This is a genomic window from Rhodococcus sp. IEGM 1406 (assembly GCF_030056745.1).
Lineage (GTDB): Bacteria > Actinomycetota > Actinomycetes > Mycobacteriales > Mycobacteriaceae > Rhodococcus_F > Rhodococcus_F erythropolis.
Genome location: NZ_JASHKO010000006.1, coordinates 154,793 through 176,229, shown reverse-complemented (window position 1 = coordinate 176,229; position 21,437 = coordinate 154,793). Strand labels below are relative to the sequence as shown.

Annotated in this window: 20 protein-coding genes, 1 tRNA gene and 1 other RNA gene; 8 read left to right on the top strand and 14 right to left on the bottom strand. The window is 61.6% G+C overall.

Going from position 1 to position 21,437, the window contains the following annotated elements; genetic code table 11:
• Window positions 1-305 precede the first annotated feature (305 nt).
• Entirely contained in the window at window positions 306-2,552 is a 2,247-nt protein-coding gene (locus tag QM596_RS26010; protein WP_211918636.1) for a DNA polymerase III subunit gamma and tau, read from the bottom strand.
• 162 nt (window positions 2,553-2,714) lie between these two features.
• On the opposite strand from QM596_RS26010, the gene QM596_RS26005 reads away from it, so the two are divergent.
• On the top strand, window positions 2,715-4,028 hold the full coding sequence (locus tag QM596_RS26005) for an ammonium transporter (RefSeq protein ID WP_283310255.1): 1,314 nt from the start codon (window positions 2,715-2,717) through the stop codon (window positions 4,026-4,028).
• Window positions 4,029-4,034: 6 nt separating this feature from the next.
• Here the strand turns inward: QM596_RS26005 and QM596_RS26000 are convergent, their stop codons facing one another.
• From QM596_RS26000 to QM596_RS25970, 7 genes are all read right to left on the bottom strand, one after another.
• On the bottom strand, window positions 4,035-4,406 hold the full coding sequence (locus QM596_RS26000; RefSeq protein WP_020905896.1) for a carboxymuconolactone decarboxylase family protein: 372 nt from the start codon (window positions 4,404-4,406) through the stop codon (window positions 4,035-4,037).
• Window positions 4,407-4,414: 8 nt separating this feature from the next.
• Entirely contained in the window at window positions 4,415-6,004 is a 1,590-nt protein-coding gene (locus QM596_RS25995) for a long-chain-fatty-acid--CoA ligase (protein WP_283310253.1), read from the bottom strand.
• On the bottom strand, window positions 5,997-6,620 hold the full coding sequence (locus tag QM596_RS25990; RefSeq protein WP_283310252.1) for an RBBP9/YdeN family alpha/beta hydrolase: 624 nt from the start codon (window positions 6,618-6,620) through the stop codon (window positions 5,997-5,999). The genes QM596_RS25995 and QM596_RS25990 overlap by 8 nt, the downstream gene beginning before the upstream one ends.
• Window positions 6,620-7,981, bottom strand: coding sequence for an MFS transporter (locus QM596_RS25985; protein WP_021332896.1), 1,362 nt, complete (start codon window positions 7,979-7,981; stop codon window positions 6,620-6,622). Before QM596_RS25985 ends, QM596_RS25990 begins: the two co-directional genes overlap by 1 nt.
• A 96-nt stretch (window positions 7,982-8,077) precedes the next feature.
• Entirely contained in the window at window positions 8,078-9,130 is a 1,053-nt protein-coding gene (locus QM596_RS25980) for a beta-keto acid cleavage family enzyme (protein WP_003943988.1), read from the bottom strand.
• Window positions 9,131-9,181: 51 nt separating this feature from the next.
• Entirely contained in the window at window positions 9,182-10,081 is a 900-nt protein-coding gene (locus tag QM596_RS25975; RefSeq protein ID WP_021342614.1) for a TauD/TfdA dioxygenase family protein, read from the bottom strand.
• 30 nt (window positions 10,082-10,111) lie between these two features.
• A complete protein-coding gene (locus QM596_RS25970; protein ID WP_283310251.1) occupies window positions 10,112-11,086 on the bottom strand; it encodes a quinone oxidoreductase family protein in 975 nt (324 codons plus the stop codon).
• Window positions 11,087-11,286: 200 nt separating this feature from the next.
• On the opposite strand from QM596_RS25970, the gene QM596_RS25965 reads away from it, so the two are divergent.
• Complete coding sequence (locus tag QM596_RS25965; RefSeq protein ID WP_021342611.1) at window positions 11,287-12,291, top strand: AraC family transcriptional regulator; 1,005 nt, start codon at window positions 11,287-11,289, stop codon at window positions 12,289-12,291.
• Here QM596_RS25965 and QM596_RS25960 read toward each other — a convergent pair.
• Window positions 12,284-13,330 (bottom strand): YeiH family protein, encoded by a 1,047-nt coding sequence (locus QM596_RS25960; protein ID WP_283310250.1) that lies wholly within the window; start codon window positions 13,328-13,330, stop codon window positions 12,284-12,286. The genes QM596_RS25965 and QM596_RS25960 overlap by 8 nt on opposite strands.
• 101 nt (window positions 13,331-13,431) lie before the next feature.
• Between QM596_RS25960 and QM596_RS25955 the strand changes: the two genes are divergently transcribed.
• Window positions 13,432-14,340, top strand: a complete 909-nt coding sequence (locus QM596_RS25955; protein WP_020905889.1) for a LysR family transcriptional regulator — start codon at window positions 13,432-13,434, stop codon at window positions 14,338-14,340.
• Between the two features lie 6 nt (window positions 14,341-14,346).
• On the opposite strand, the gene QM596_RS25950 is transcribed toward QM596_RS25955, so the two are convergent.
• From QM596_RS25950 to ffs, 4 genes are all read right to left on the bottom strand, one after another.
• Window positions 14,347-14,928 carry an HhH-GPD-type base excision DNA repair protein gene (locus tag QM596_RS25950; RefSeq protein ID WP_019746526.1) on the bottom strand — a complete coding sequence of 194 codons (582 nt, stop codon included), beginning with the start codon at window positions 14,926-14,928 and terminating at the stop codon, window positions 14,347-14,349.
• A gap of 18 nt (window positions 14,929-14,946) precedes the next feature.
• Window positions 14,947-16,302, bottom strand: a complete 1,356-nt coding sequence (locus tag QM596_RS25945; RefSeq protein WP_283310249.1) for a glycosyltransferase 87 family protein — start codon at window positions 16,300-16,302, stop codon at window positions 14,947-14,949.
• 98 nt (window positions 16,303-16,400) lie between these two features.
• Window positions 16,401-17,693: an aspartate aminotransferase type Ic gene (locus QM596_RS25940; protein ID WP_019746524.1), complete on the bottom strand. Its 1,293-nt coding sequence runs from the start codon at window positions 17,691-17,693 to the stop codon at window positions 16,401-16,403.
• Window positions 17,694-17,734: 41 nt separating this feature from the next.
• An RNA gene (ffs, locus tag QM596_RS25935) (signal recognition particle sRNA small type) lies at window positions 17,735-17,834 on the bottom strand.
• A 136-nt stretch (window positions 17,835-17,970) separates the two neighbouring features.
• Between ffs and QM596_RS25930 the strand changes: the two genes are divergently transcribed.
• From QM596_RS25930 to QM596_RS25920, 3 genes are all read left to right on the top strand, one after another.
• A tRNA-Ser gene (locus QM596_RS25930) sits at window positions 17,971-18,058 on the top strand.
• A 77-nt stretch (window positions 18,059-18,135) separates the two neighbouring features.
• Complete coding sequence (locus QM596_RS25925; RefSeq protein ID WP_019746523.1) at window positions 18,136-18,576, top strand: hypothetical protein; 441 nt, start codon at window positions 18,136-18,138, stop codon at window positions 18,574-18,576.
• A gap of 56 nt (window positions 18,577-18,632) precedes the next feature.
• A complete protein-coding gene (locus QM596_RS25920; RefSeq protein ID WP_283310248.1) occupies window positions 18,633-19,451 on the top strand; it encodes a pentapeptide repeat-containing protein in 819 nt (272 codons plus the stop codon).
• A 35-nt stretch (window positions 19,452-19,486) separates the two neighbouring features.
• On the opposite strand, the gene QM596_RS25915 is transcribed toward QM596_RS25920, so the two are convergent.
• A complete protein-coding gene (locus QM596_RS25915; protein WP_007731580.1) occupies window positions 19,487-19,795 on the bottom strand; it encodes a DUF6191 domain-containing protein in 309 nt (102 codons plus the stop codon).
• A gap of 134 nt (window positions 19,796-19,929) precedes the next feature.
• Between QM596_RS25915 and QM596_RS25910 the strand changes: the two genes are divergently transcribed.
• Together QM596_RS25910 and QM596_RS25905 are read left to right on the top strand one after the other, a co-directional pair.
• The gene (locus tag QM596_RS25910) at window positions 19,930-20,601 is read left to right on the top strand and encodes a response regulator transcription factor (RefSeq protein ID WP_279217774.1); all 672 of its coding nucleotides are present in this window, start codon (window positions 19,930-19,932) and stop codon (window positions 20,599-20,601) included.
• Between the two features lie 39 nt (window positions 20,602-20,640).
• A complete protein-coding gene (locus QM596_RS25905) occupies window positions 20,641-21,420 on the top strand; it encodes a helix-turn-helix domain-containing protein (protein ID WP_019746520.1) in 780 nt (259 codons plus the stop codon).
• The last annotated feature ends 17 nt before the right edge of the window (window positions 21,421-21,437 follow it).

The window sequence follows — 21,437 nt, the reverse complement described above, 5'->3', positions numbered from 1 at the left end:
CAACTATCAATCTGAACATTCGTGACACACCGAGAATTAGCAACAGCACGCGAATGTCGATCAGACAACGAGAAATTCCAGATATTCTTCGGCGACCATCGTCCGAATCGATGTTTCGTTACACCGGAATTGAGCGAACGAATGTGCCAGCAAACCGGCCACACACAATTCAGCTTTGCCGGGCCGAGCCGGTGTCCTTTCGACACGTGCGCACACAAAAGGAACGGCACCTATAACAATTCGATCACACAGTGGTGCCGCGACATTCCGACAGCCGTTTCACGCGCACGGACCGAGTCGGCAACTCAGCTTTCGAGGCGGCGTGCCCCGAGGACGTCCTTGAGGAGTTCCTTTGCAACGTCCTCGGGATCACGTCTGGCAGTCGGATCAGCGGGCTCAGCCGCCTCCGCGAACATCTCGTCCTCGTCCTCCGGCGTTGCAGGCGGAGGAGTTGCCTCGTAGTCGACCTCAGGAGCAGGGGCCGGTCCAGGGTCTTCCGGATAGTCGGGGGCCTCAGGCGGCGGAATGTCGTCCGAATCTCCGCGCTGGGGCTGCGGGGCCTTGGGCTGCTGCGCTGCACGCTCCTGACTGGGGCGCGAGAAGCGGGGCGCAGCGGCCGGGCGGCTCGCAGCTTCCGTCGCCTTGGGTGCGCTCGATGCTGCCGGCGCTGTGGGCGCACCTTCTTGGTACTCGACTTGCCAAGTGCCACCGAACATCTCGGCAAGGACCTCGCAGATGACCGCCGCGTTGTGCGGTTGCGTCACACGAGCACCCAGGACCGGCGAGCCGTGAGCGATGACCACAACATGTCCACGCACGTCGTGAACCGTCGCAGCGGACAGCATGGCCGGAAGAACCTTGTTTCGTTCACCGACCTTGTTGCGCAAGGTGTTCCACGATTCACGGAGGGTCTCGACTGTGGGGCCCGCCGAGACCGGCGCAGCTTCTGCAGCCGCCGGCTCCTCGTACTCGGGCTCGGGCTCGTAGTCGGGTTCCGGCTCGGCAAGCCCGATCAGCTCTTCCGCTTCGACCGGAGCAGGAGCCGGTGGTTCAACCACAGGAGCTTCAACTATTGGAGCTTCGGCAACCGGAGCTTCAACCACTGGTGCTTCAACCACCGGAGCTTCAACCACTGGAGCTTCCGCAACCGGCGGTTCCACGATCTCGACGGTGGGAGGCTCGACCACGGGAGCTGCCGCTACCGGAGGTTCGACGACAGGAGCCTCGACGACCGGCGGCGCCGCCGGAGCCGGGGCGGCTGGTTCCGGCCGTGCCTCAGGCTCGGCCTTGCGTTGGGAGGGCCGTTGGAACTTGGAAGCAATCTCCGGTTCGAGCGGCGGCACAGTCGGTGCCGGCGTTGCTGCCGCGCGAGGGGCAGCGGCAGCCGCGACTCCGGCAGCCGGAAGACCTTGTTCCAGGCGCTCGAGCCGCTGCAACACAGCCGACTCGGTGTCGGAGGCCGAAGGAAGCAGCATTCTCGCGCACATCACTTCGAGCAGCAGCCGCGGCGCCGTCGCCCCACGCATTTCACTGAGACCAGCGTGGACGGTTTCGGCGAAACGGGTGAGCGTGGCCGGGCCGACTCGCTGAATCTGTTCACGCATCGTGACCAGCTCGGCCTCCGGCGCATCGACCAACCCTCGTTCGCTGGCATCGGAGACTGCCTGCATCAAAATGAGATCGCGTAGACGTTCGAGGAGATCGAGCGCGAATCGGCGTGGATCGTGACCGGCGTCCATCACCCGATCGACAGTGCCGAACAAGGCGGCTCCGTCACTGGCAGACAGGGCGTCTACTGCTTCGTCGATGAGCGCGACGTCGGTGACTCCGAGAAGAGAGAGCGCCCGCGGATACGTGACACCTTCTTCGCCGGCTCCCGCGAGCAACTGATCGAGGACACTCAACGAGTCGCGAGGCGAACCGCCGCCAGCCTTGATGACCAGGGGATAAACAGCAGGCTCGACCGGTACGCCTTCCTGGGCGCAGATCTTTTCCAGGAGTCCGCGCATGGTCGACGGCGCCAACAGGCGGAACGGGTAGTGGTGTGTACGAGAACGGATGGTCGGGAGAACCTTTTCCGGTTCCGTCGTCGCAAAGATGAAGATGAGGTGCTCCGGCGGCTCTTCGACGATCTTGAGCAGCGCGTTGAAGCCCGCCGCCGTCACCATGTGTGCCTCGTCGATGATGAAGACGCGGTAGCGAGAAGCGGCGGGGGCGTGGAACGCCTTGTCTCGGAGTTCTCGGGTGTCGTCGACGCCACCGTGACTTGCGGCGTCGAGTTCCGTCACGTCCAGGTTGCCTGTGCCGCCCGGGCCAAGCGAAACGCACGAGTCGCATACATCGCACGGCGTCGACGTCGGTCCCTGCTCACAGTTCAGCGAACGCGCCAGGATTCGCGCCGACGACGTCTTTCCACAGCCGCGCGGGCCGGAAAACAGATAGGCATGGTTGATGCGTCCGGTGTCGAGGGCCGTGCTGAGCGGTGCGGTGACATGCTCCTGCCCCACCACCTCGGCGAAGGACGCGGGTCGATACTTCCGGTACAGGGCCACGCGCAAAGACTACCGGCGACCCACGACAGGTGATCCGGTGCGGGTGCAACGCCGACTTCTCCCGAAACATGTTCGCAACACAATCGCAGTGCGGAGGAAACCGCACGCACCCATCGTGGGTTCCGTGCACGCGGGCTGGTCCGCATGCGTGAGGAGAAAACTGTGCCCGCCACCATCGATGCCGGAGCAACTGCCTGGTTGCTCGTCAGTACTGCACTCGTACTTCTGATGACGCCAGGACTCGCGCTCTTCTACGGCGGCATGGTCCGCTCGACCGGCGTACTCAACATGATCATGATGAGCTTCGTCTCCATCGCACTCGTCACGGTCGCGTGGTTGTTCGTGGGCTACAGCCTCGTGTTCGGCGACGATCACGGTGGCATCATCGGCGGACTCGAACACATCGGCATGGCGGGCATCGACCCGTCGACCGTGCACGGGAATGTCCCGGAAGTGTTGTTCGCAACCTTCCAATTGACGTTCGCAATCCTTACTGCAGCACTCATCAGTGGTGCGATCGCCGACCGCGCGAAGTTCTCCGCCTGGATGATCTTCGTCCCCATCTGGTCCTTGCTCGTCTATGTCCCCGTCGCTCACTGGGTGTGGAATCCGCAGGGATGGCTCGCCCAGATGGGCGCACTCGACTACGCCGGTGGCCTCGTGGTCGAAATCGTGTCCGGAGCGTCAGGCCTGGCATTGGCACTGGTCCTCGGCCAGCGGATGGGTTTCAAGGCCGAGTCGATGCGTCCGCACAATCTGCCGTTCGTCCTGCTCGGCGTCGGTCTGCTCTGGTTCGGTTGGTTCGGATTCAACGCCGGGTCGGCCCTTGCGGCCGACGGTATGGCCTCGCAGATCTTCCTCAACACACTCGTCGCCGGCTGTACCGGACTACTCGGCTGGCTGTTCGTCGAGCAGAACCGTGACGGACACCCCACGACGTTCGGCGCAGCTTCGGGCGTCGTCGCCGGTCTGGTCGCGATCACCCCGTCGTGCGGAACGGTGAACATGTTCGGTGCGCTCGTCATCGGTCTGATCGCGGGCATCGTCTGCTCGTACGCCGTGGGATGGAAGCACAAGCTCGGCTACGACGACTCCCTCGACGTCGTCGGCGTGCACCTCGTCGGCGGAATCGTCGGCTCGTTGCTGATCGGACTCCTCGCGACGGTCGTGATGACGGGCGGTCCGGAAGGTTTGTTCTTCGGCGGTGGATTCGCGCAGCTGGGCAAGCAGTTCGTCGGTGTCGTCGTGGTCGCGCTCTATGCCTTCGGTGTGACCTACGGTCTCGGAAAGCTCATCGACAAGACCTTCGGCTTCCGTATTTCGCGTGAAGACGAGGCCCGCGGAATCGACGTTGCCCTGCACGCGGAGTCCGCCTACGAGCACGGAGTCCTCGGCCACGGCCCGATCGGCGGACAGAACCCGAGCCCGTTCCTCCAGCGTCAGCGTGAGGAACGGGAGAACCGCGAACGGGACTGACCGCCATCACCGGTTCGCGATTTCCTCCATCAGGATCGGAACGCCGACATTGCAGGAGTGAATCCCGACGACGGTGGTCAGTTTCAGCACCTCGAGAATCTCCTTCGGGGTCACTCCCATGTCGAGCGCGGCGCGAATATGGCGTCGTACGCCGGGCGCGTACATGTGCGTGCTCGCCGCATCGACGGCTATGCACAGCAACTGGATCACCTGAGGTGACAGCACCCCACTGTTCCAGGGCTGCATTGCTGTCTTCATGTACAGCTCGGTCCACTCGGGATCCAGCTCCGAAAGTCCGTCCCACAACGGATTCCAGCCACCCGAATCCTTCATAGCCTGGGTCACGGGAAAAGCTTCACTTGCTCGAACGTCAGTCATCGATCTCCTCAGACAATCGAAAATGCTTGATTCAGTTCACGTTTGAGAATCTTTCCGGTTGCCGTCATCGGTAGCGACGGCACGAACTCGATGCGGCGCGGATATTTGTAGGCGGCCATCTGTTCCCGCGACCATTCCACGAGATCCGATTCGGAGATCTCTTCACTCGGCTCTCGGATCACGAACGCGACAACTTCTTCGCCGAGGCTCGTGTCCGGCACCCCGACGACGGCGACGAGTGAGACGGCTGGGTGGGTGAGCAGAACCTCTTCGATTTCGCGCGGGTAGACGTTGAATCCTCCCCGCACGATCATGTCCTTCGCGCGGTCGACGATGTAGTAATTTCCGTCGGTATCGACCCGTGCCAGATCCCCGGTGCGAAACCATCCGTCGCACATTACTTCCGCCGTCGCCTCGGGTCGGTTGAAATAGCCCTTCATGACGTTGTGCCCGCGAATGGCCAACTCTCCCACTTCATCGGGGCCGGTGATCGTACGCCAAGAGTCATCGACAAGCCGCGCTTCGACGCCCCAGATCGGCACGCCGATCGAACCGGGCCGGGGGTCGCTCTCCGGGTCACTGAACAAGGCCAACGGAGAGGTCTCGGACAACCCGTACCCTTCGAGGATCTGAACACCGAAGCGTTCCCTGAACTGTGTCAAGATTTCGACGGGAAGCGCTGCACCACCGGAGATCGCGCACCGCATGTTCTGTGCAACGGTCTCGACATCTACCCCGGATTTCACTACCTCCTCCAGCACGCCGAGCAGTCCCCAATACATGGTCGGGACGCCCGCGAAGACCGAGATCTTTTCGCGTCCCATGATCTCGAGTGCCGCGGTCGCATCGAAGCGCGGCATCAACACCAAAGTGGCACCGACGCAGATTCCCGCATTCATGGTCACTGTCTGGCCGAACGAGTGGAACAACGGCAAAGTCAGGAGATAACGCTCATGCATGGACGGAGCGCTCTCGAACAACCGGTTGGTCGACAGTGCATTCAAGACCATGTTGCAGTGAGTGAGTTCGGCGCCCTTGGGCTTTCCGGTCGTGCCGCTGGTGTAGAGAATGACCGCGGTGTCCGTCGGTTCACGAACAACCGCGGCTGCAGGCGTTTCCGTGCCGGACACGGATGCCAGTGCTTCGCCTAGAGTCTCGACTCCGAGGATCGACGACGGTGCACCCGGCTCGGCGCTGATCACGATCAGGGCCGAACAGGTCTCGCTCTGCTCGAACCCGGCGATGGCGTACTCGGCGATCGGTAATTCGGGACTTCCCTCGAAACAGAAGTACAGCTTCGCTTCCGAATCAGCCAGGTGATAGGCAATTTCGCGCCCCTTGAGCAGGATGTTCAGAGGAACGACGACGCCACCGGCCTTGAGAATGCCGTAGTAGACGATCGGGAACTCGAGAACGTTCGGGCAGGACAACGCCACCTTGTCACCTGGCTCGACACCCCGCGAGACGAGCAGATGGGCGATGCGATTCGCGTACGCGTCGAACTGCGCATACGTCAGCCTCGCTTCCCCGAGAACCAGCGCATCCCGTTCCGGGTACCGCCGGGCCGAATCTTCCAGCAGAGCAGCAAGATCAAGCATGACTGTGTTCCTCCTGCGCATCGGAATCCGTGGTACGAGACGAGGCGGCGTGCGACACCGACTCGAGCAGTTCCCGCACCAATGATTCCGCCCGCGGCCAATACCCGTATCCGGACGCCGGATTGAGATGTCCGACCTCACCCAGATCCAGCAACCGACTCCCCCATCCTTCAGCCAAACCCACAACTCGGCGATACCCGGCGAGCGGATCGTTCCGACTCGCCGCGACCGTGCTCGGAAACGGCAGACGCTGACGCGGTATCGGTAGCCACCCGTTCCGATCGAGCTCCTCGAGAGACGGATAGGACTCGGGTAGAGGAAGTTCGAGATCCGCCGGCGTGACCAGAAGTGCGCCGGCAACATCTCGATGATGCACCCTCGCCCAGTGGGCAACTGTCATAACTCCGGCGCTGTGCGCGACCAGGACCACCGGGCTGGAAACACTTGTCAACACCTCGTCCAATACCGCAACCCTGGCATCGCGACTGAGCTTGTCGGTCTCGAGGGGAGGAACCGTCAGAACGTTGTCGAGCCTGCGCGCGAGGTGAGTCTGCCAATGATCCTCGACATGATCGCGCAGACCGGGAACTATTACTACCGTGGGTGATTCATCCATCAGGAACTCCGAACTTCTGCTACTTCAGTGGCGCCGGGAATCTCGGGCCGATTCTGCAACGTCGCCAGCCGCCTCATCCCGGCGGGATAGGCACGCTTGCCGGCTACCAACGCGAGGGCCGCGACGACATAGACGAAGGGCGAAAGCTGTAGAGCGCCGAGAAGACCCAGGTGATCGGCGAGGATGCCGACCACGAAGGGACCGAGCGCCAGCCCAAGAAGGTTGTTGGCAACGGTGAGCGTTCCCATGGCCGACGCTCGAATCGAGTGATGGGTAAGGTTCGCGACCATAGCTGCCGTCGGCCCCGACGAACCGGCGGAGAAGAATGCACCGATACCGAGCAATACGAGTTGCGCTGTCCCCGTATCCAACCGGAGCCCGATACTCAGCGTCACCAACGAGATGGCGCAGTAGACGATGGCGGTGGTCCATTTCCGCGCCGAATCGTCGCGGCTGAATCTATCTGTGATGAACCCGCACACCACCATCCCACTTCCGACCAGGAGGACGAACACGGAAGCCGTGACGCCGGCCTTGTCCGGGGCCAAATCGTAGTAGCGATTGAAGAAGCTCGGCAACCACGCCAGAAGTACAGCGGCGGTGAACATCTGGAGACCACCACCGATGTAGGCGAACAACACGGCGGGATTGGTGAACAGCGAGGACACCGGCGCACGAAAACCGTCGTGTCTCACCGCTTCCCCGGCGGCATCCGGCGCGGCCTCGACGGCGTAAGCGGTGAGCTTCTTCTCGGTGACGAGGGCACGGAACAGCGCAACCAGAATCAGACCGAAGATCGCCATGGCGGCAAAAGACCACCGCCAACTGAACTGGACTGCGATGAACCCACCGATTGCCACACCGATGACCGAACCGAACGATCCACCGGCCATGAAGGCACCGGCAAGAGCTGCGTGCACGCGGGGCGCAAACACACTGAGGACCACGGCGATACCCACGCTGCCGTACGCCGCTTCACCGACACCGACCAAGAATCGGGCGCCCAACATCTGTTCGTAGGTCTGAGCGATTGCGCACAGCAACGTCGCGACACTCCACAACACCGCCATCAAGATCAAGCTCTTGACGCGGCCCCAGCGGTCCGCGAGCAGCGACAACGGGAACGTCAACAGCCCGACCATCAATGCCACCACGCTGCTCAGGGAGGCGAGGTGCGAATCGGAGAGATCCCAGTCCGCTTTCAGGATCGGGAAGACTGCACTGAGCACCTGCCTCGACATGTAGTCCGAGAGCAGAAGACCGAAAGCCAGGGCGAAAACGATCCACGGGTATAACTTTCGTCGTCCGCCGATTCCGAGCGCGGTGTCCACACGTGGCGTGGCGGGAGCTTGCAGTCCCATGACTCTCCTAGAAGTACTCGAGGTAGACGGGGGGATTCGGGGGTACGAACCGTCGCGGTTCGTACCCCCGGAACTGTTGTACGAGAGGGTGCGAACTCAGGCGTGCTGCGTGAATCCCAGCTGGCCGATCCGGCGGTTGGGCGCGTAACCCAGCTTCGCCAACGTCTCGTCGGTGTCGGCATACGTCTCACCGATCCGGTAGATGTCCCGAGCTTCCTTCGCGGTAGCCACCTCGCGGCCCAATTCGCCTGCAATGCGCACCAACTGCTCGATCTGCTGCACCGACGTCATCTTCTCGCCCTTGCGGCCCCAGATGGTGTCCTCGTTGCCGCAACGAGCGTGCAAGCCCATCGCGATGGCCATCGTGTTCACCGGCAGGACGCTACGCATCAGCGTTTCCAGCGTCAGGCACGCACCGTCGGGAACACGCTGGACGAAGTTCATCATGTTGTACGGGTTGGGGCCGTCGAAGCCGCCGCCGATTGCGACCCACGTGAGGTTGACCGGACCCGTGTAGATGCCGCGTCGGATCAACCGCTCCACCGTTTCGAGCTGCGGAATACTGGACAACTGGAAATGCGGCTGGATTCCGGCGGCCTGCAACCGGCGCAGGTGCTCTGCCACCCACTCCGGACCGGCGGGCACGGTCATTTCCCGATACGTATCGGCCAATTCCGGACGTTGCATCGACGTACCCGCGATGTCGTCGTCGGTCATCAGTTCCATGATGTTCATCTGGCTGGTGTTGATCGCGATCGTCACCTGGTCGGGTGCCGGCTCCAATTCCGCCAGCATGTGACGCACGTCGTCGGACAACCACTTCGCATCGGCGCCTTCCCCCTCCGGGGCAAACGAAATCGAGCCGCCGACCTGCAGAATCATCTCGGGAACGGCCTCACGCAAGCGGCCGAGAAGCTCGTTGAACTTCGACAGTCGCTTCGAGCCCTTGCCGTCGAGTTCACGCACGTGGATGTGGAGAACGGTGGCACCGGCGTTGAAGCAGTCGACGGCTTGCTGGACGTGCTCGTCCATCGACAACGGGAGGTCTTCTGCAAAATCGTCCGGCTCCCACTCCGGTCCGTAGGGAGCAACGGTGATGACAAGCTTGTCCTGGGTTTCGGGGAACAGTGAATCGTCGTGGAAATGCATAGTGTGACTCCGATCGAGTGAATGAATTTTCTTCGGGGCTGGGAAGAGAGATCAGAACGGTGCGTCGCCGATGATTCCGGCGCGCTCCATCTTTCGAACCGCGGGCCAGTAGTCCTGCACCGCGTAATGCTGTGTCGACCGGTTGTCCCAGATCGCGACGCTGTTCTCGGTCCAGCGCCACCGAACCTGATACTCGGGAATCTGGGCCTGACTGGCCAGGTAGGTGAGCAGGTTTCCGGCACCGGGGGCGTAATCGATTCCGTAGCGGACGTTCTCGGGCGTGTGATAGTTCACGAGGTGTGTGGCGAACGAATTGACGAAGAGAATCTTCTCGCCGGTCTCCGGATGTGTTCGTACCACGGGATGTTCGGCGTCGGGAAAGCGTTCCTTCAGCTGGTGCCGCTGATCGATCGGCATCCGAGCGCCGAAGGTCGACTCGATACTGTGCCTGGCACGCAGATCCTTGATCTGCTCCTTGACCCGCGCCGGCAGATTCTCGTAGGCGAGTGCCATGTTCACCCAAATCGTGTCGCCGCCGACCGGAGGTGTTTCCACACAACGCAATACACATCCCATGGGCGGGTTCACGCGCCAGGTGGCGTCGCAGTGATACGCATTCTCGAAATGCTCCGGTGGGCTGTCCAGGTCTTTGTAGATGCGGACCAGGCCCGGGTGGTCAGGGTCGCTGCCCAGGGCCGGATGATCCTCGAGCTCACCGAATCGCTGGGCAAGCTCTACGTGCTCGGCTTTGGAGAAGTTCTGGTCGCGAAAGAACAGAACCTTGTGTTCGAGCAGCAATCCCTTGATCTGGGCAAAGAGTGCAGCATCTCGCGCGACCTCGCCGAGATCCACCCCGGACAACTCTGCCCCGATCGAACAGGTCAATTTCTCGACGTGGATCGTGCTGGTCGACGAGGGAAGGTTTTCTGTCAACGTTGCGGTGTTGGTCATGACAATTCCTCTGGGAAGTGCTGTTTCGGTTCAGACGGAGAAGACGGAGGAACCGATACTGCGACCGGACTCCATGTCGTGGTGCGCACGCACCGCATCTTCGAGGGGGTATCGCTGGTTGATCTCGATCTTGATTCGCCCGGATTCGACGTATGAGAACAGTTCGCCCGCCAATTCGGCACGTTCCTCGGGATCCGCGATGTAATCGGCAAGTGCCGGACGTGTGAGGAAGAGAGATCCCTTGACGGCCAACTGCATTGCCTGAATCGGCGGAGTCGGCCCGGACGCCGTTCCGAAGCACACCAGCAGCCCGCGCCTGGCAAGGCAATCGAGAGAGATGTCGAACGTGGATTGCCCGATACTGTCGTAGACAACCGGCACGCCGACGCCCCCGGTGATCTCCTTGACACGCGCTACGACGTCCTCGCGGGTGTAGATGACGACTTCATCGCACCCGTGAGCTCGGGCAACGCTCGCCTTCTCGTCGCTCGACACCGTTCCGATCACTTTGATTCCCAACAGTTTTGCCCACTGGGTGAAGATCAGTCCAACCCCGCCCGCCGCAGCATGCAGCAACACGGTGTCTCCCGCTTTCAACGGGTAGATGCGACGCAAAAGGTAGGCGGCGGTCAGTCCTCGCATGGTCATGGCGGCCGCGGTGTCGAAGGCGATGCCGTCGGGTAGCGCGATCAGGTCGGACGACGCCATGATCCGCTCGGTGGCGTACGCACCCAGCGGACTGCCGGTGTAGGTCACACGGTCCCCCACTGCAAAATCGACTACTCCCTCGCCGATCTCTTCGACCACACCGGCGCCCTCAACGCCCATCCCGGCAGGCAATTGCGCAGGATAGAGGCCACTTCGAAAGTAGGTGTCGGCGAAGTTCAACCCCACCGCTTCATGACGAACCCGAACCTCTCCGGCACCCGGTCGTCCTACCTCGATCTCTTCCCAACGCATGACGGACGGTGTGCCGATCTCATGGAACCGAATGGCGTTTGCCATCAATGCTCTCCAATTCTGTGGGCGGGCTCGACTCGATTACGGTCGAGCTGTATTCGTACGCAACAACTTCCAGAAGTCGGTGCTCGACTTCGCGGTCGTGCCGAACTGATGTGAACAAAACTATGTGAGATCCGGCTCACATGCTTAACTTGACGAGACACACAACACAACATTTCGGGACATCGAGTAAAGGGGGCCCTATGAAGCCACTCGCCCGCTACGCGTCACTGAACCGATACGTCGACCTGTGCCGAACAGTGGACGTGGACGCTGTGGCCCTCATGAGAAGTGTCGGCCTGAGCCCGGCAAGCCTGGCGAACCCCGACCAATGGGTACCGGCCGCCTCCATCGCATCGCTCCTGGAGCGATCGGCAGCGGAGTCCGGACACGAAGACTTCGGGCTTCTACTCGCCGGCCTGCGTCGACTGTCCAATCTCGGTCCCCTCAGCTTGGTCATCAGGGAAGAACCAGACGTCAGGAGCGCGCTCGACGTATTGATGCGATACGAGCACACGTACAACGAGTCATTGCGCATCCGATTGAACGAGGTCAACGGACTCGCCACCCTGCGAATCTCGCTCGAGGTCGGCGAACCGGTCGACACCAGACAGAGCGTCGAACTCGCAGTCGGCGCGACGCTGCAGATCCTGCGAAGTTTCCTGGGTTCTCGATGGCATCCGGTCAGCGTGGGATTCACGCACAATGCCCCGAAAGATACGAGCACGCATCGACGAATCCTCGGCGACACCGTGGAATTCGATCACGAATTCACCGGAATCGTTTTCTTCGCCGCCGACCTGGATGCGGCAAACCAACTGTCCGACGAGTTGCTCCGGCCGTACGCTCGCCAGTTCCTCGACTCACTTCCCGCATCGGAAACCTCCGACACCCTCAGCCGCACCAAGGAATTGATCGAAGTTCTGCTTCCGACCGGCCGCTGCTCTGTCGAGCAGGTGGCACGAAGCCTCGGGTTCGACCGGCGGACACTGCACCGTCATCTCGCCGAATCCGGAGATACGTTCACGGCCGTTCTCAATTCGGTCCGAAGCACCCTCGCGGAACGATTTGTCGCCAACCCTCGCTATTCATTGACCGAAGTGGCGGTGCACCTGGGGTTTTCGACGCAGGGTAGTTTCTCGCGCTGGTTTCGCACTCAGTTCTCGACGAGCCCGAGCGCATGGCGGACTCAACGCTCGATCAGCTGACCAGCACGACTCCGACGTAGGCGATCGTCGCCACCCACACGGTGGAAATCGCGGCCAGAACGAATGGTCGGGCGCCCACTCCACGAATGACGCTCAGCCGCACCCCCAGCCCGAGAGCGAACATCGCAGCAGCCAACAGCGCCGTCTGCACGGTCTTCGCCAATCCGAGAAGCTCATTCGGCAACATTCCGGTGGAGCGCAAACCCATGCAGCCGATGAATGCCACGACGAACAACGGAATCAGCGGGGGCCGCTTGGTGGCGGTGTTGGCGACCATCGTGCGTTGCCGAATGCTCAGAAACGCCATGACCGGCGCCAACATCAATACGCGCGCAAGTTTCACCACGGTCGCGACACCCAACGCGGTAGCGCCGAGAGCGCTGCCGGCAGCCACTACTTGTGCCACTTCGTGGATCGACCCACCGGCCCACATGCCCGCCTCGATCTCGTTCATACCGAAAGCATCGGCCAGCAAGGGGATCGTCGGAATCATCAGAGTTCCGAAGATCACCACCAGCGCAACAGCGGTCAGCAACTCTTCCTCTCGCGCATTCACCACACCGTCCGCAGCAGCCACAGCCGCTGCGCCACAGATCGAGAAGCCGCAGGCAATCAGAATCCTCTGCGACCAACTCAATCCCAGAAGCTTTCCGGCATACATGGTCCCGGCGATACCGAGGAACACTATCGCCACCACAACGGCGATCACTCCCCAACCCAAACCGACGATGTCGGAGAACATCAATTGCAGCCCGAGCAGAGCGATACCCACCCGAAGTAGCCGTTTCGCCGAGAATGCCAGGCCAGGTTGGAATTTCGCCGGCAAAGAGACGGTATTCGCCAACACCGCACCCGCCACTATCGCAATCAGCAACGGACTCACGGCGGAGGTGAACTGACCGGCAACCAGCGCGACCGTGGCCCCCAAGGCGCACAACGCAACTCCGGGCACCAATGCAGCGACACTCGACCACCGTCGTACTTCTGACGAAGGGGCGACTGCGGGTTTCTCGGCCACGGACTTCACATCACGGTTCACTCATCCAGCGTCCTTGAGCCACCATCGCTCCGGTAGGGCGATTTCTACCATCACGACATATCAGATCGATATGGAATAGATGCTGGGTATAGCCTGTCTGCATGACCAGAAGGTGGCCCGACCTCACCACACTCGAGCTACTCGTCGGCATCGATGATCACGGAAGCCTCAGTGCTGCAAGCCGTCTGGCTCACATCGCACAACCGAATGCCAGCCGCGCCGTCAAAGCCCTCGAGCGGCAGCTCGGGATGCCACTCATACACCGAAGGTCGACGGGGGCGACTTTGACTCCGCAGGGGACCGTCATCGTCCACTGGGCGCGCCGCGTCCTCGCCAACTCGAGGCAGCTTCTCGACGTCGCCGAAGGGATGCGGACCGAACGATCCGCGGAATTGACCGTGTGTGCCAGCATGACCGTCGCCGAACATCTGATCCCGGCCTGGCTCGGCGTCTTTCGATCACTGCATCCTGGTGTCACCGTCCACCTTCAGGTCTACAACTCGACACGCGTACTCGAAGCCGTCGAAGTAGGAATGTGTGACCTAGGATTCGTCGAGTCACCGACCGTTCCGAAGAGCCTGCCCAGCGTCACCGTCGCGCGTGACTCGCTGGTCGTGGTCGTTCATCCGGATCATCCATGGGCGCGTCGACGAAAGCCGCTGACCGTCGCCGAACTGGCAGCGACACCGCTGCTGGTGCGTGAGCCCGGATCGGGAACCAGAACGACTCTCGACCTGGCGTTACACGAATACGAGCGCGGTGCACCGTTGTTGGAACTGGGTAGTTCGGCCGCGATTCGAACCAGCGTGCTCGGTGGCGTCGGCCCGGCGGTACTGAGCACGCTGGCCGTCGAGGACCAGGTGAAGCAGGGAGAACTTCGGGTCGTAGCCGTCGAAGGCTTGGAACTCGACCGATCCCTGCGTGCAGTGTGGCGCCCGCCGCGTCAGCTCGAGGGCCCCGCAGGCGACCTGATGAAAGTAGTGCGTGCCAGCGGGTCCCGGAAATCCTGAAAGCGGCTACTTCTTGTCGGCCTTCGCTGCCGCCTTTGCGGCCTTCTTGAACTCGCGGACCTCGAGCAAAGACTGTTCGTCGACCACGTCTGCAATCGAGCGCCTCGACCCCTCGAGCCCGTAGTCGCCGGCCGCTTGGCGCCAACCTTTCGGCTCGACGCCGATCTGTTTTCCGAGCAACGCCAGGAAGATCCGGGCTTTCTGATCCCCGTAACCGGGTAGGGCTTTGAGCCGCTTCAGCACTTCCTTGCCGTCGGGATTTCCCGAAGTCCAGATCGCCGCGGTGTCGCCGTCGTAGTTCTCGACGATGAACTGGCACATGAGCTGGATACGCTCGCCCATCGACTTGGGGAATCGGTGCACAGCCGGAGGCTCGGCACAGATGGCGATGAACTCGTCGGTGTCCATGTCGGCGATACGCCTGACGTCGATACCGCTGAGCCGATCCGCCAGCTTCTTCGGACCGAGGAAGGCCGTTTCCATCGGAACCTGTTGATCGAGAAGCATTCCGATCAACAACGCCAACGGGTCCTCGGCCAGGAGGGCATCAGCTTCGGGGTCACCGACAAGGTTCAGTTGAAGTGCCATGAGTCCGATACTGCCACGTCAGGCGGCAGTTGTGACCGGCGCCGACGCATCCGGAGCCGGAATCTTCCACTTCTTCCAGCCGAACAGAACCAACGTCGAGACCGCGGCAAGCGTGAAGACCCAGAGGTAGACGCCGACGGTCGGAATCCGCAGATACTCGGGTGGCACGAACATGAACAGGCCCATTCCGACAAAGCGATCCGTACCCGGAATGACCGACGGGTCCCACCAAGTGTGAGACCAGTTCAAGACTGGGAGCAGGAAAACGAACGGCGCCACCCACGCCCAGCGCTTCTTCGACACCATCGCGTAGTGCGCGGCGAGGACGACCAGCGGGACGAACCACACCCAGTGATGACCCCACGAGAACGGCGAGACAGTGGTCGCAGTCAACCCCGTCATGGTGAGGCCGAGCAATTTCTGGCCGTGCCGGTGAGCAATCCACGCGGCACCGAGTCCGAGGCATACCGCCAGCGCACTGAAGACGAGGACCAGGACCCGCGACGGCGTCGGAGTGTGAGTGAGCTGAGCAATCAGACCGGACACGGACTGGTTGCTCGGAGCATCCGTCGGTCCGACGCGTTCGCTGTCGACAAGAGTGCCGGTCCAGTACTTGTACGCATCGTTGTAGATCACGACGAAACCAATCGCGACGGTCGCCGCGAACGTCACGACGGCCGTCACCAACGCACGCCATTGACGAGTGATGAAGAGGTACGCCCAGAAGAAGGCCGGAGTGAGCTTCACACCGGCGGCGATGCCTGCCCCGATTCCTCGGAGCCGACTCTTCTCGTCCCGACCGAGGTCCCACACGATCAAGAGCAGCAGGAAGATGTTGATCTGCCCGAGCCAGAGCGTCGTACGTATCGGTTCCATGAACAGAAAGATCGTGGTGGCCAACGCACTGACGGCGTAAGCCTTCACGTCGAGCCGATAACCGAGGTACTTCCAGCACAACACGATCACTGCGAACAACGCAGCGATGTTCAAACCCGTCCACACGACAATCGCCTGTTTGAACGAGAGCACCGCCCACACCGTGAACAGCAAAGCCGCAAACGGGGTGTACGTGAACATCATCCCTTCCAGGACTGGCCCGTCGTACAACGGAAGGCCCTGAACCACAACGCTGCCGCCGTGGCGGTAGACGTCGAGATCGAGGAAATTTTCGAAGATCCCCCAGTACCGCGTATTCATCGGCACGGCGAAAAGAACCATCAGCACGGACGCGACTGCCAGAACACCGAGCACAGAGAATCCGAGAACACCGACACGGAGACTGCGTCGCGTTATGTCAGCTTCGATGACCGACTCTGATTTCGCGGTGTGCGCCTCGAAAGAGGGTCCATCCGAAGCGTTGATCGCGCCCGTCACTACAACCTCCGGGATTTACACCCTATGTCGGGAATTGATGCTCCGAACGGTACAAGACGAGACCGAAAAGTACCGACCGGGCACGCCGCTTAGAGAACTCAGATCTCGGAGAGACGCGATTCGGTGGCTGCGAGCAGGACACACGTCGCCACGCCGTCCATGGCAACTTCGAGTTCAGCCGTGGACGGGAAGCTCGGGGCCAACCGGATGTTCCGGTCGTCCGGATCCGTGCTGTACGGGAAAGCCGATCCGGCAGCGGTGAGCGCGATACCCGCGTTCTTCGCCAGTTCGATGACGCGCTTGGCCGTGCCGTCGACCACGTCGAGGCTGATGAAGTATCCGCCCTTCGGCTCGGTCCAGGACGCGACCTTCGAAGCACCGAGACGATCCTCGAGGATCCGCAGTACGAGCTCGAACTTGGGTGCGAGGAACGCGCGATGCTTCTCCATGTGCGCACGAACGCCGTCGGCATTGCCGAAGAAACGCAGGTGGCGAAGCTGATTGACCTTGTCAGGTCCGATGCTCTTCTTACCCAGGAACTTCTGGTACCAGGCAAGGTTTTCCGCCGAGCTACCGAAGAAGCTCACACCAGCGCCGGCGAAAGTGATCTTGGACGTCGACGCGAACACGAGAGGACGGTTGGGGTGTCCGGCCTCCGCTGCCATCGAGAGAATGTCGTAGGAAGGTGCGGTCTCGCCGACGAGAGGATGCACGGCATATGCGTTGTCCCAGTACAGGCGGAAGTCCGGCGCGGCCGTCGGCATCGACGCGAGCGTCCGGACAATTTCTTCGGAGTACACGGCGCCGGTGGGGTTCGCGTAAACCGGAACCGCCCACATGCCCTTGATCTGCGGATCTGACGCAACAAGTTCGGCGATCTTGACGACATCCGGGCCGTCGTGGTTCATCGGCACCGCAATCATCTCGATGCCGAGGGACTCGGTGATCGCGAAGTGGCGGTCGTAGCCCGGTGCGGGGCAGAGAAACTTGATCTTCTCTTCCTGTGCCCACGGCCGGGCCGAATCCGGAGTGCCGTGCAGCAGTGAGAACACGACGTTGTCGTGCATGATCTCGAGGCTCGCGTTGTTGCCGGCGAGAAGGTTCGCAACGGGGATACCCAGCAGCTCACCGAAGATGGCGCGCAGTTCCGGCAGACCGGTGAGTCCGCCGTAGTTGCGGCAGTCGGTGCCGCTGCCGTCACGGAAGTCACCGTCGCCGGGCAGCGTCAGCAGCTCTGCGGAAAGGTCGAGTTGTTCCGGGGAAGGCTTACCGCGGGTCAGATCGAGTGCGAGCTTCTGCGCCTGGAGCTGCGTGTACTTCGCGCTCTGGCTCTCATGCTCGGAGGTGAGTTCTTCATGGCTCATCAACCCGATCTGGGTTTGGATAGGCATCCGGAGCGGCCTTTCACCGACGAGGCGGGGTCGGGTATGTGAAAAAATAGAGGACCCCGCGCACCCGGCAGAGCCCGTTGACCCTTGCTGCCTTCCGGCCCTGGGGGAGTTCACAGGATGCGCGCCGCGCGGGATCCAATGAACAGTGTAGACGGCTTTCGTCGGCCGCTGCACACCACCTACCGGGGTGGAGATGCAAACCCTGAGATCCACCGGTTCTTCGCAGGTCAGGTACCCGTTTAACGCTTCACGCCTGCAATTGGGTATGCTGCTCCACGGAGGATTCGCCTAGTGGCCTATGGCGCTCGCCTGGAACGCGGGTTGGGTTAACGCCCTCAGGGGTTCAAATCCCCTATCCTCCGCCAGGGAAGTCCCCGACCAGTCTTGGTCGGGGACTTTTTCTTTGCCACGAAGCATCGCCGAGCAGCGATACTGTCGACGAATGCGTCCCTCGACAACTGGCCGGGTCATCGCAGCAGGTACCGGCCTGATACTGAGTGCACTTGTCGACGCCCCCGTGAAAAAGTGGATGTCTCACCGCCGAACACCTGCCTACGCCGCCGGCCTCGTGGTCGCCGCGGCCGTTTATCCCGTGGCTCGGCAGGGACAAGCTCGGCAGGGACGCCTGGTCGACGTCTCCATTCCCGTTCGCGAATGGAGTGCAGTGTCCGCAACATTTGTGGTCTTCGTCGGCGCACTGGTTCTGCAGCCGAGTACCGCACGGCGACTGGTTGCAGCGAGCTGGGCCGTCCACCCGATTTTCGACCTACTTCACGAGCGTGGTCCGGAATCACGTCTGCCGGATTGGTACCCCGCAATTTGCGCGGGATACGACCTCGGAGTCGCTGGACTTCTTGCTGCCGAACCACGCAATTTCGTTTGACAGACTCACGAACTCGAAGCCAGACTTTCCGTCCAACCCAACAATCGGGAGTACGCGTGATTGCCGGCCAGACCAATCTGCTCGCGGATTGCAGCAGTTGCTTCGGCCTGTGCTGCGTCGCACTCCCCTTTTCCAAGTCCTCCGACTTCGCGACCAACAAGAATGCCGGCGACCCCTGCAAGAACCTGCAGCAGGATTTCCGCTGCGGCATTCACACCGGATTGCGAAAGAAGGGCTTCACCGGTTGCACCGTGTACGACTGTTTCGGTGCGGGACAGAAGGTTTCACAGCAGACCTACGACGGCATCAGCTGGCATGATGCCCCGGAGACCGCGTCAGACATGTTCGAAACGTTCCCTGTCGTACGCCAGTTGCACGAACTGCTCTGGTATCTCGCCGAAGCCCGCTCGCTGAAGCAAACCCACTCGATACGAAAGGAACTCGACGCTGCACTCGCAGAGACGGAAAGCCTGACCAACGGCACGCCTTCGCAGATTCAAGCCGTCGACGTCTCAGCACACCGAGCGACAGTCAACACACTGCTCTTGCAGACGAGTAACCTTGTGCGCTCGCCGATCTCAGGCAAGAAGGGTCGCAAACTCGACCACCGCGGCGCAGACCTCATCGGCGCCAGATTTCGTGGTTCCGATCTACGTGGAGCCAACTTTCGCGGGAGTTACCTGATCGGTGCAGACCTCCGCGACTGCGAACTCGATCGAGCTGATCTGATCGGTGCAGACTTGCGCGGCACCGACATTCGCGGCGCAAAACTCCGCGGCAGTATCTTTCTCACTCAGTTCCAGATCAACGCGGCGGTTGGCGATTCGGCTACCACACTCCCCGATTCACTGACCCGCCCCAGCCACTGGGCCTGAGCCCGACTGTCAACTCCGTCGACTGTTGGCGACTGTCAACTCCGTCGACGGAGAACGACCTTGTTAGCTTCCGGATCGACGGACACCCACGGCGGGTCACCGTCGGTTCCGTCCTCACGATGCATCAACGCGCTCTGCCGCTGTTCGAATTCATGATGCTTGGACCCCTGAAACAGGGCAGCAACCTCTTCGAAGCCCGCAGCCGAGACCGGACGAGTCGTGCGCCCCCTGGTCCACGGCAGGGCCCGGCCACCGGTGAGCCGGTTCCAGAGAGTCTCGGCGAACGCGAACAGGACCAGCAGCACGAGCAAGCCTGGCAGCGTCAACGCGAACAGAGTGCCCATGAAAGAAGTCTAGCGACGAACGCCCCCAGGTTCCCTCAACTTTTGATCAGCCACCTTGTTGTGGCCATGCGGTGGATGATCTGCCAGAATGCAAGCTGTTACGACTAGTAACACCTTCGGGGGGAGGATTTCACGTGAGCTTGATACTTGCAGCTACCGACCGTTCGGAGCTTGCCCAGACACTCGGGACAGAATTAGTACATTTCGGTCATCAAACACAACTCGTCCGCACCGGGCGGCGCCTACTCGACGACCTGGACACCGACAGTTTCGATATCGCCGTGATCGATCTCTTGTTGCCGGACATCGACGGCTACGAGATTGCACGACAGATCCGCTTGCGCAGTTCGATGCCGATCATGATGTTGGTGGATACCCACGAGGACATCGACGAAGCACCACATGGCGCTGTCTCGGACTTCGTACTGAACCCGATCGATTCTCACGCGCTCGATCTTCGGGTCACCGCGATCCTTCGTGAAACCGCGCATCCCGCCGCCGGAAAACACCAACGTCACGGTGACCTTCTCCTCGATCGACGTGCGATGACGGCGACGATGGGCGGAAAGCTGCTCGTCCTCAGCCGGACCGAATGGCGGGTACTCCTGGAACTGTCGACCGAGCCTGGGCGCGTGTACTCGCGTGATCATCTGATCCGAAACGTCTGGGGTTCCGACCACGAAAAGACACGTGTGGTCGACGCGACCATTCTCAGCTTGCGGTCCAAACTCGAATCCAATCCCGCGAAACCGAAGTACATCAAAACCATCCGGGGGTTCGGATATCGCTTCGGCCCGGTCGAATGAACTCGCCTTCGTGTCGGTGGCGCTCGATAGACTCTTGTCATGGGTTGGTACACACCACAATCGGTCGCCCCGGATCTCTCCGACATCCTGGTGTGTGGCTGGACGGCGTGCGCAGAAGGTGAACACCTGCTCGTGCCCGATGCTTGCATGGACGTGCTGTGGATACGTGGCGTCGGCATACGCGTCTGTGGCCCCGAAACCGCTGCATGGTCATTCACTCTTCCGCCCGGAACACGCTCCGTGGGTGTTCGATTCCGCCCTGGATCGGCATCGCCAATGTTGCGAACCTCGGCGTCCGAGCTTCGAGATTCTCGCGCTGACCTCAGCGCTGTAACCGACGCACGCACGGAACGAATACTGTTGAACCGCTTGGAAAATTCCGAAGACCACGAACAAGTCTCGATCCTCGAAAGCGCTGTCCGGAGTTGGGCAAGTTCGAGTTTCCGTCACGATCCGGTGATCAACCACGTCCGCACCGCACTGTCCGAACATTCGTGGAATGTCAGCACTCTCGCCGACGCGGCGGCACTGACTTCGCGCCAACTCCAGCGTCGATGCAACGACGCCTTCGGATACGGCCCTGCAACGCTGCGCTCGATCCTGCGCCTCCAGCGTTTCATGGCGCTCGCTCGCAGTCGACCCGCACTGGGCCTCGCTGAATCCGCAGCCCACTGCGGATTCAGCGATCAGGCCCACTTGACGCGTGAATGCCGCCGAATCTCTTCGCTGACCCCGGCAGCTCTACTGCGAACCCAAGCCCCCGACTGGCACGGGTCGGAAACCGTTGTCGCGCTGGCAGAGGGAGACGCGGTCGCATGATCGCTACCGCGCTCCCC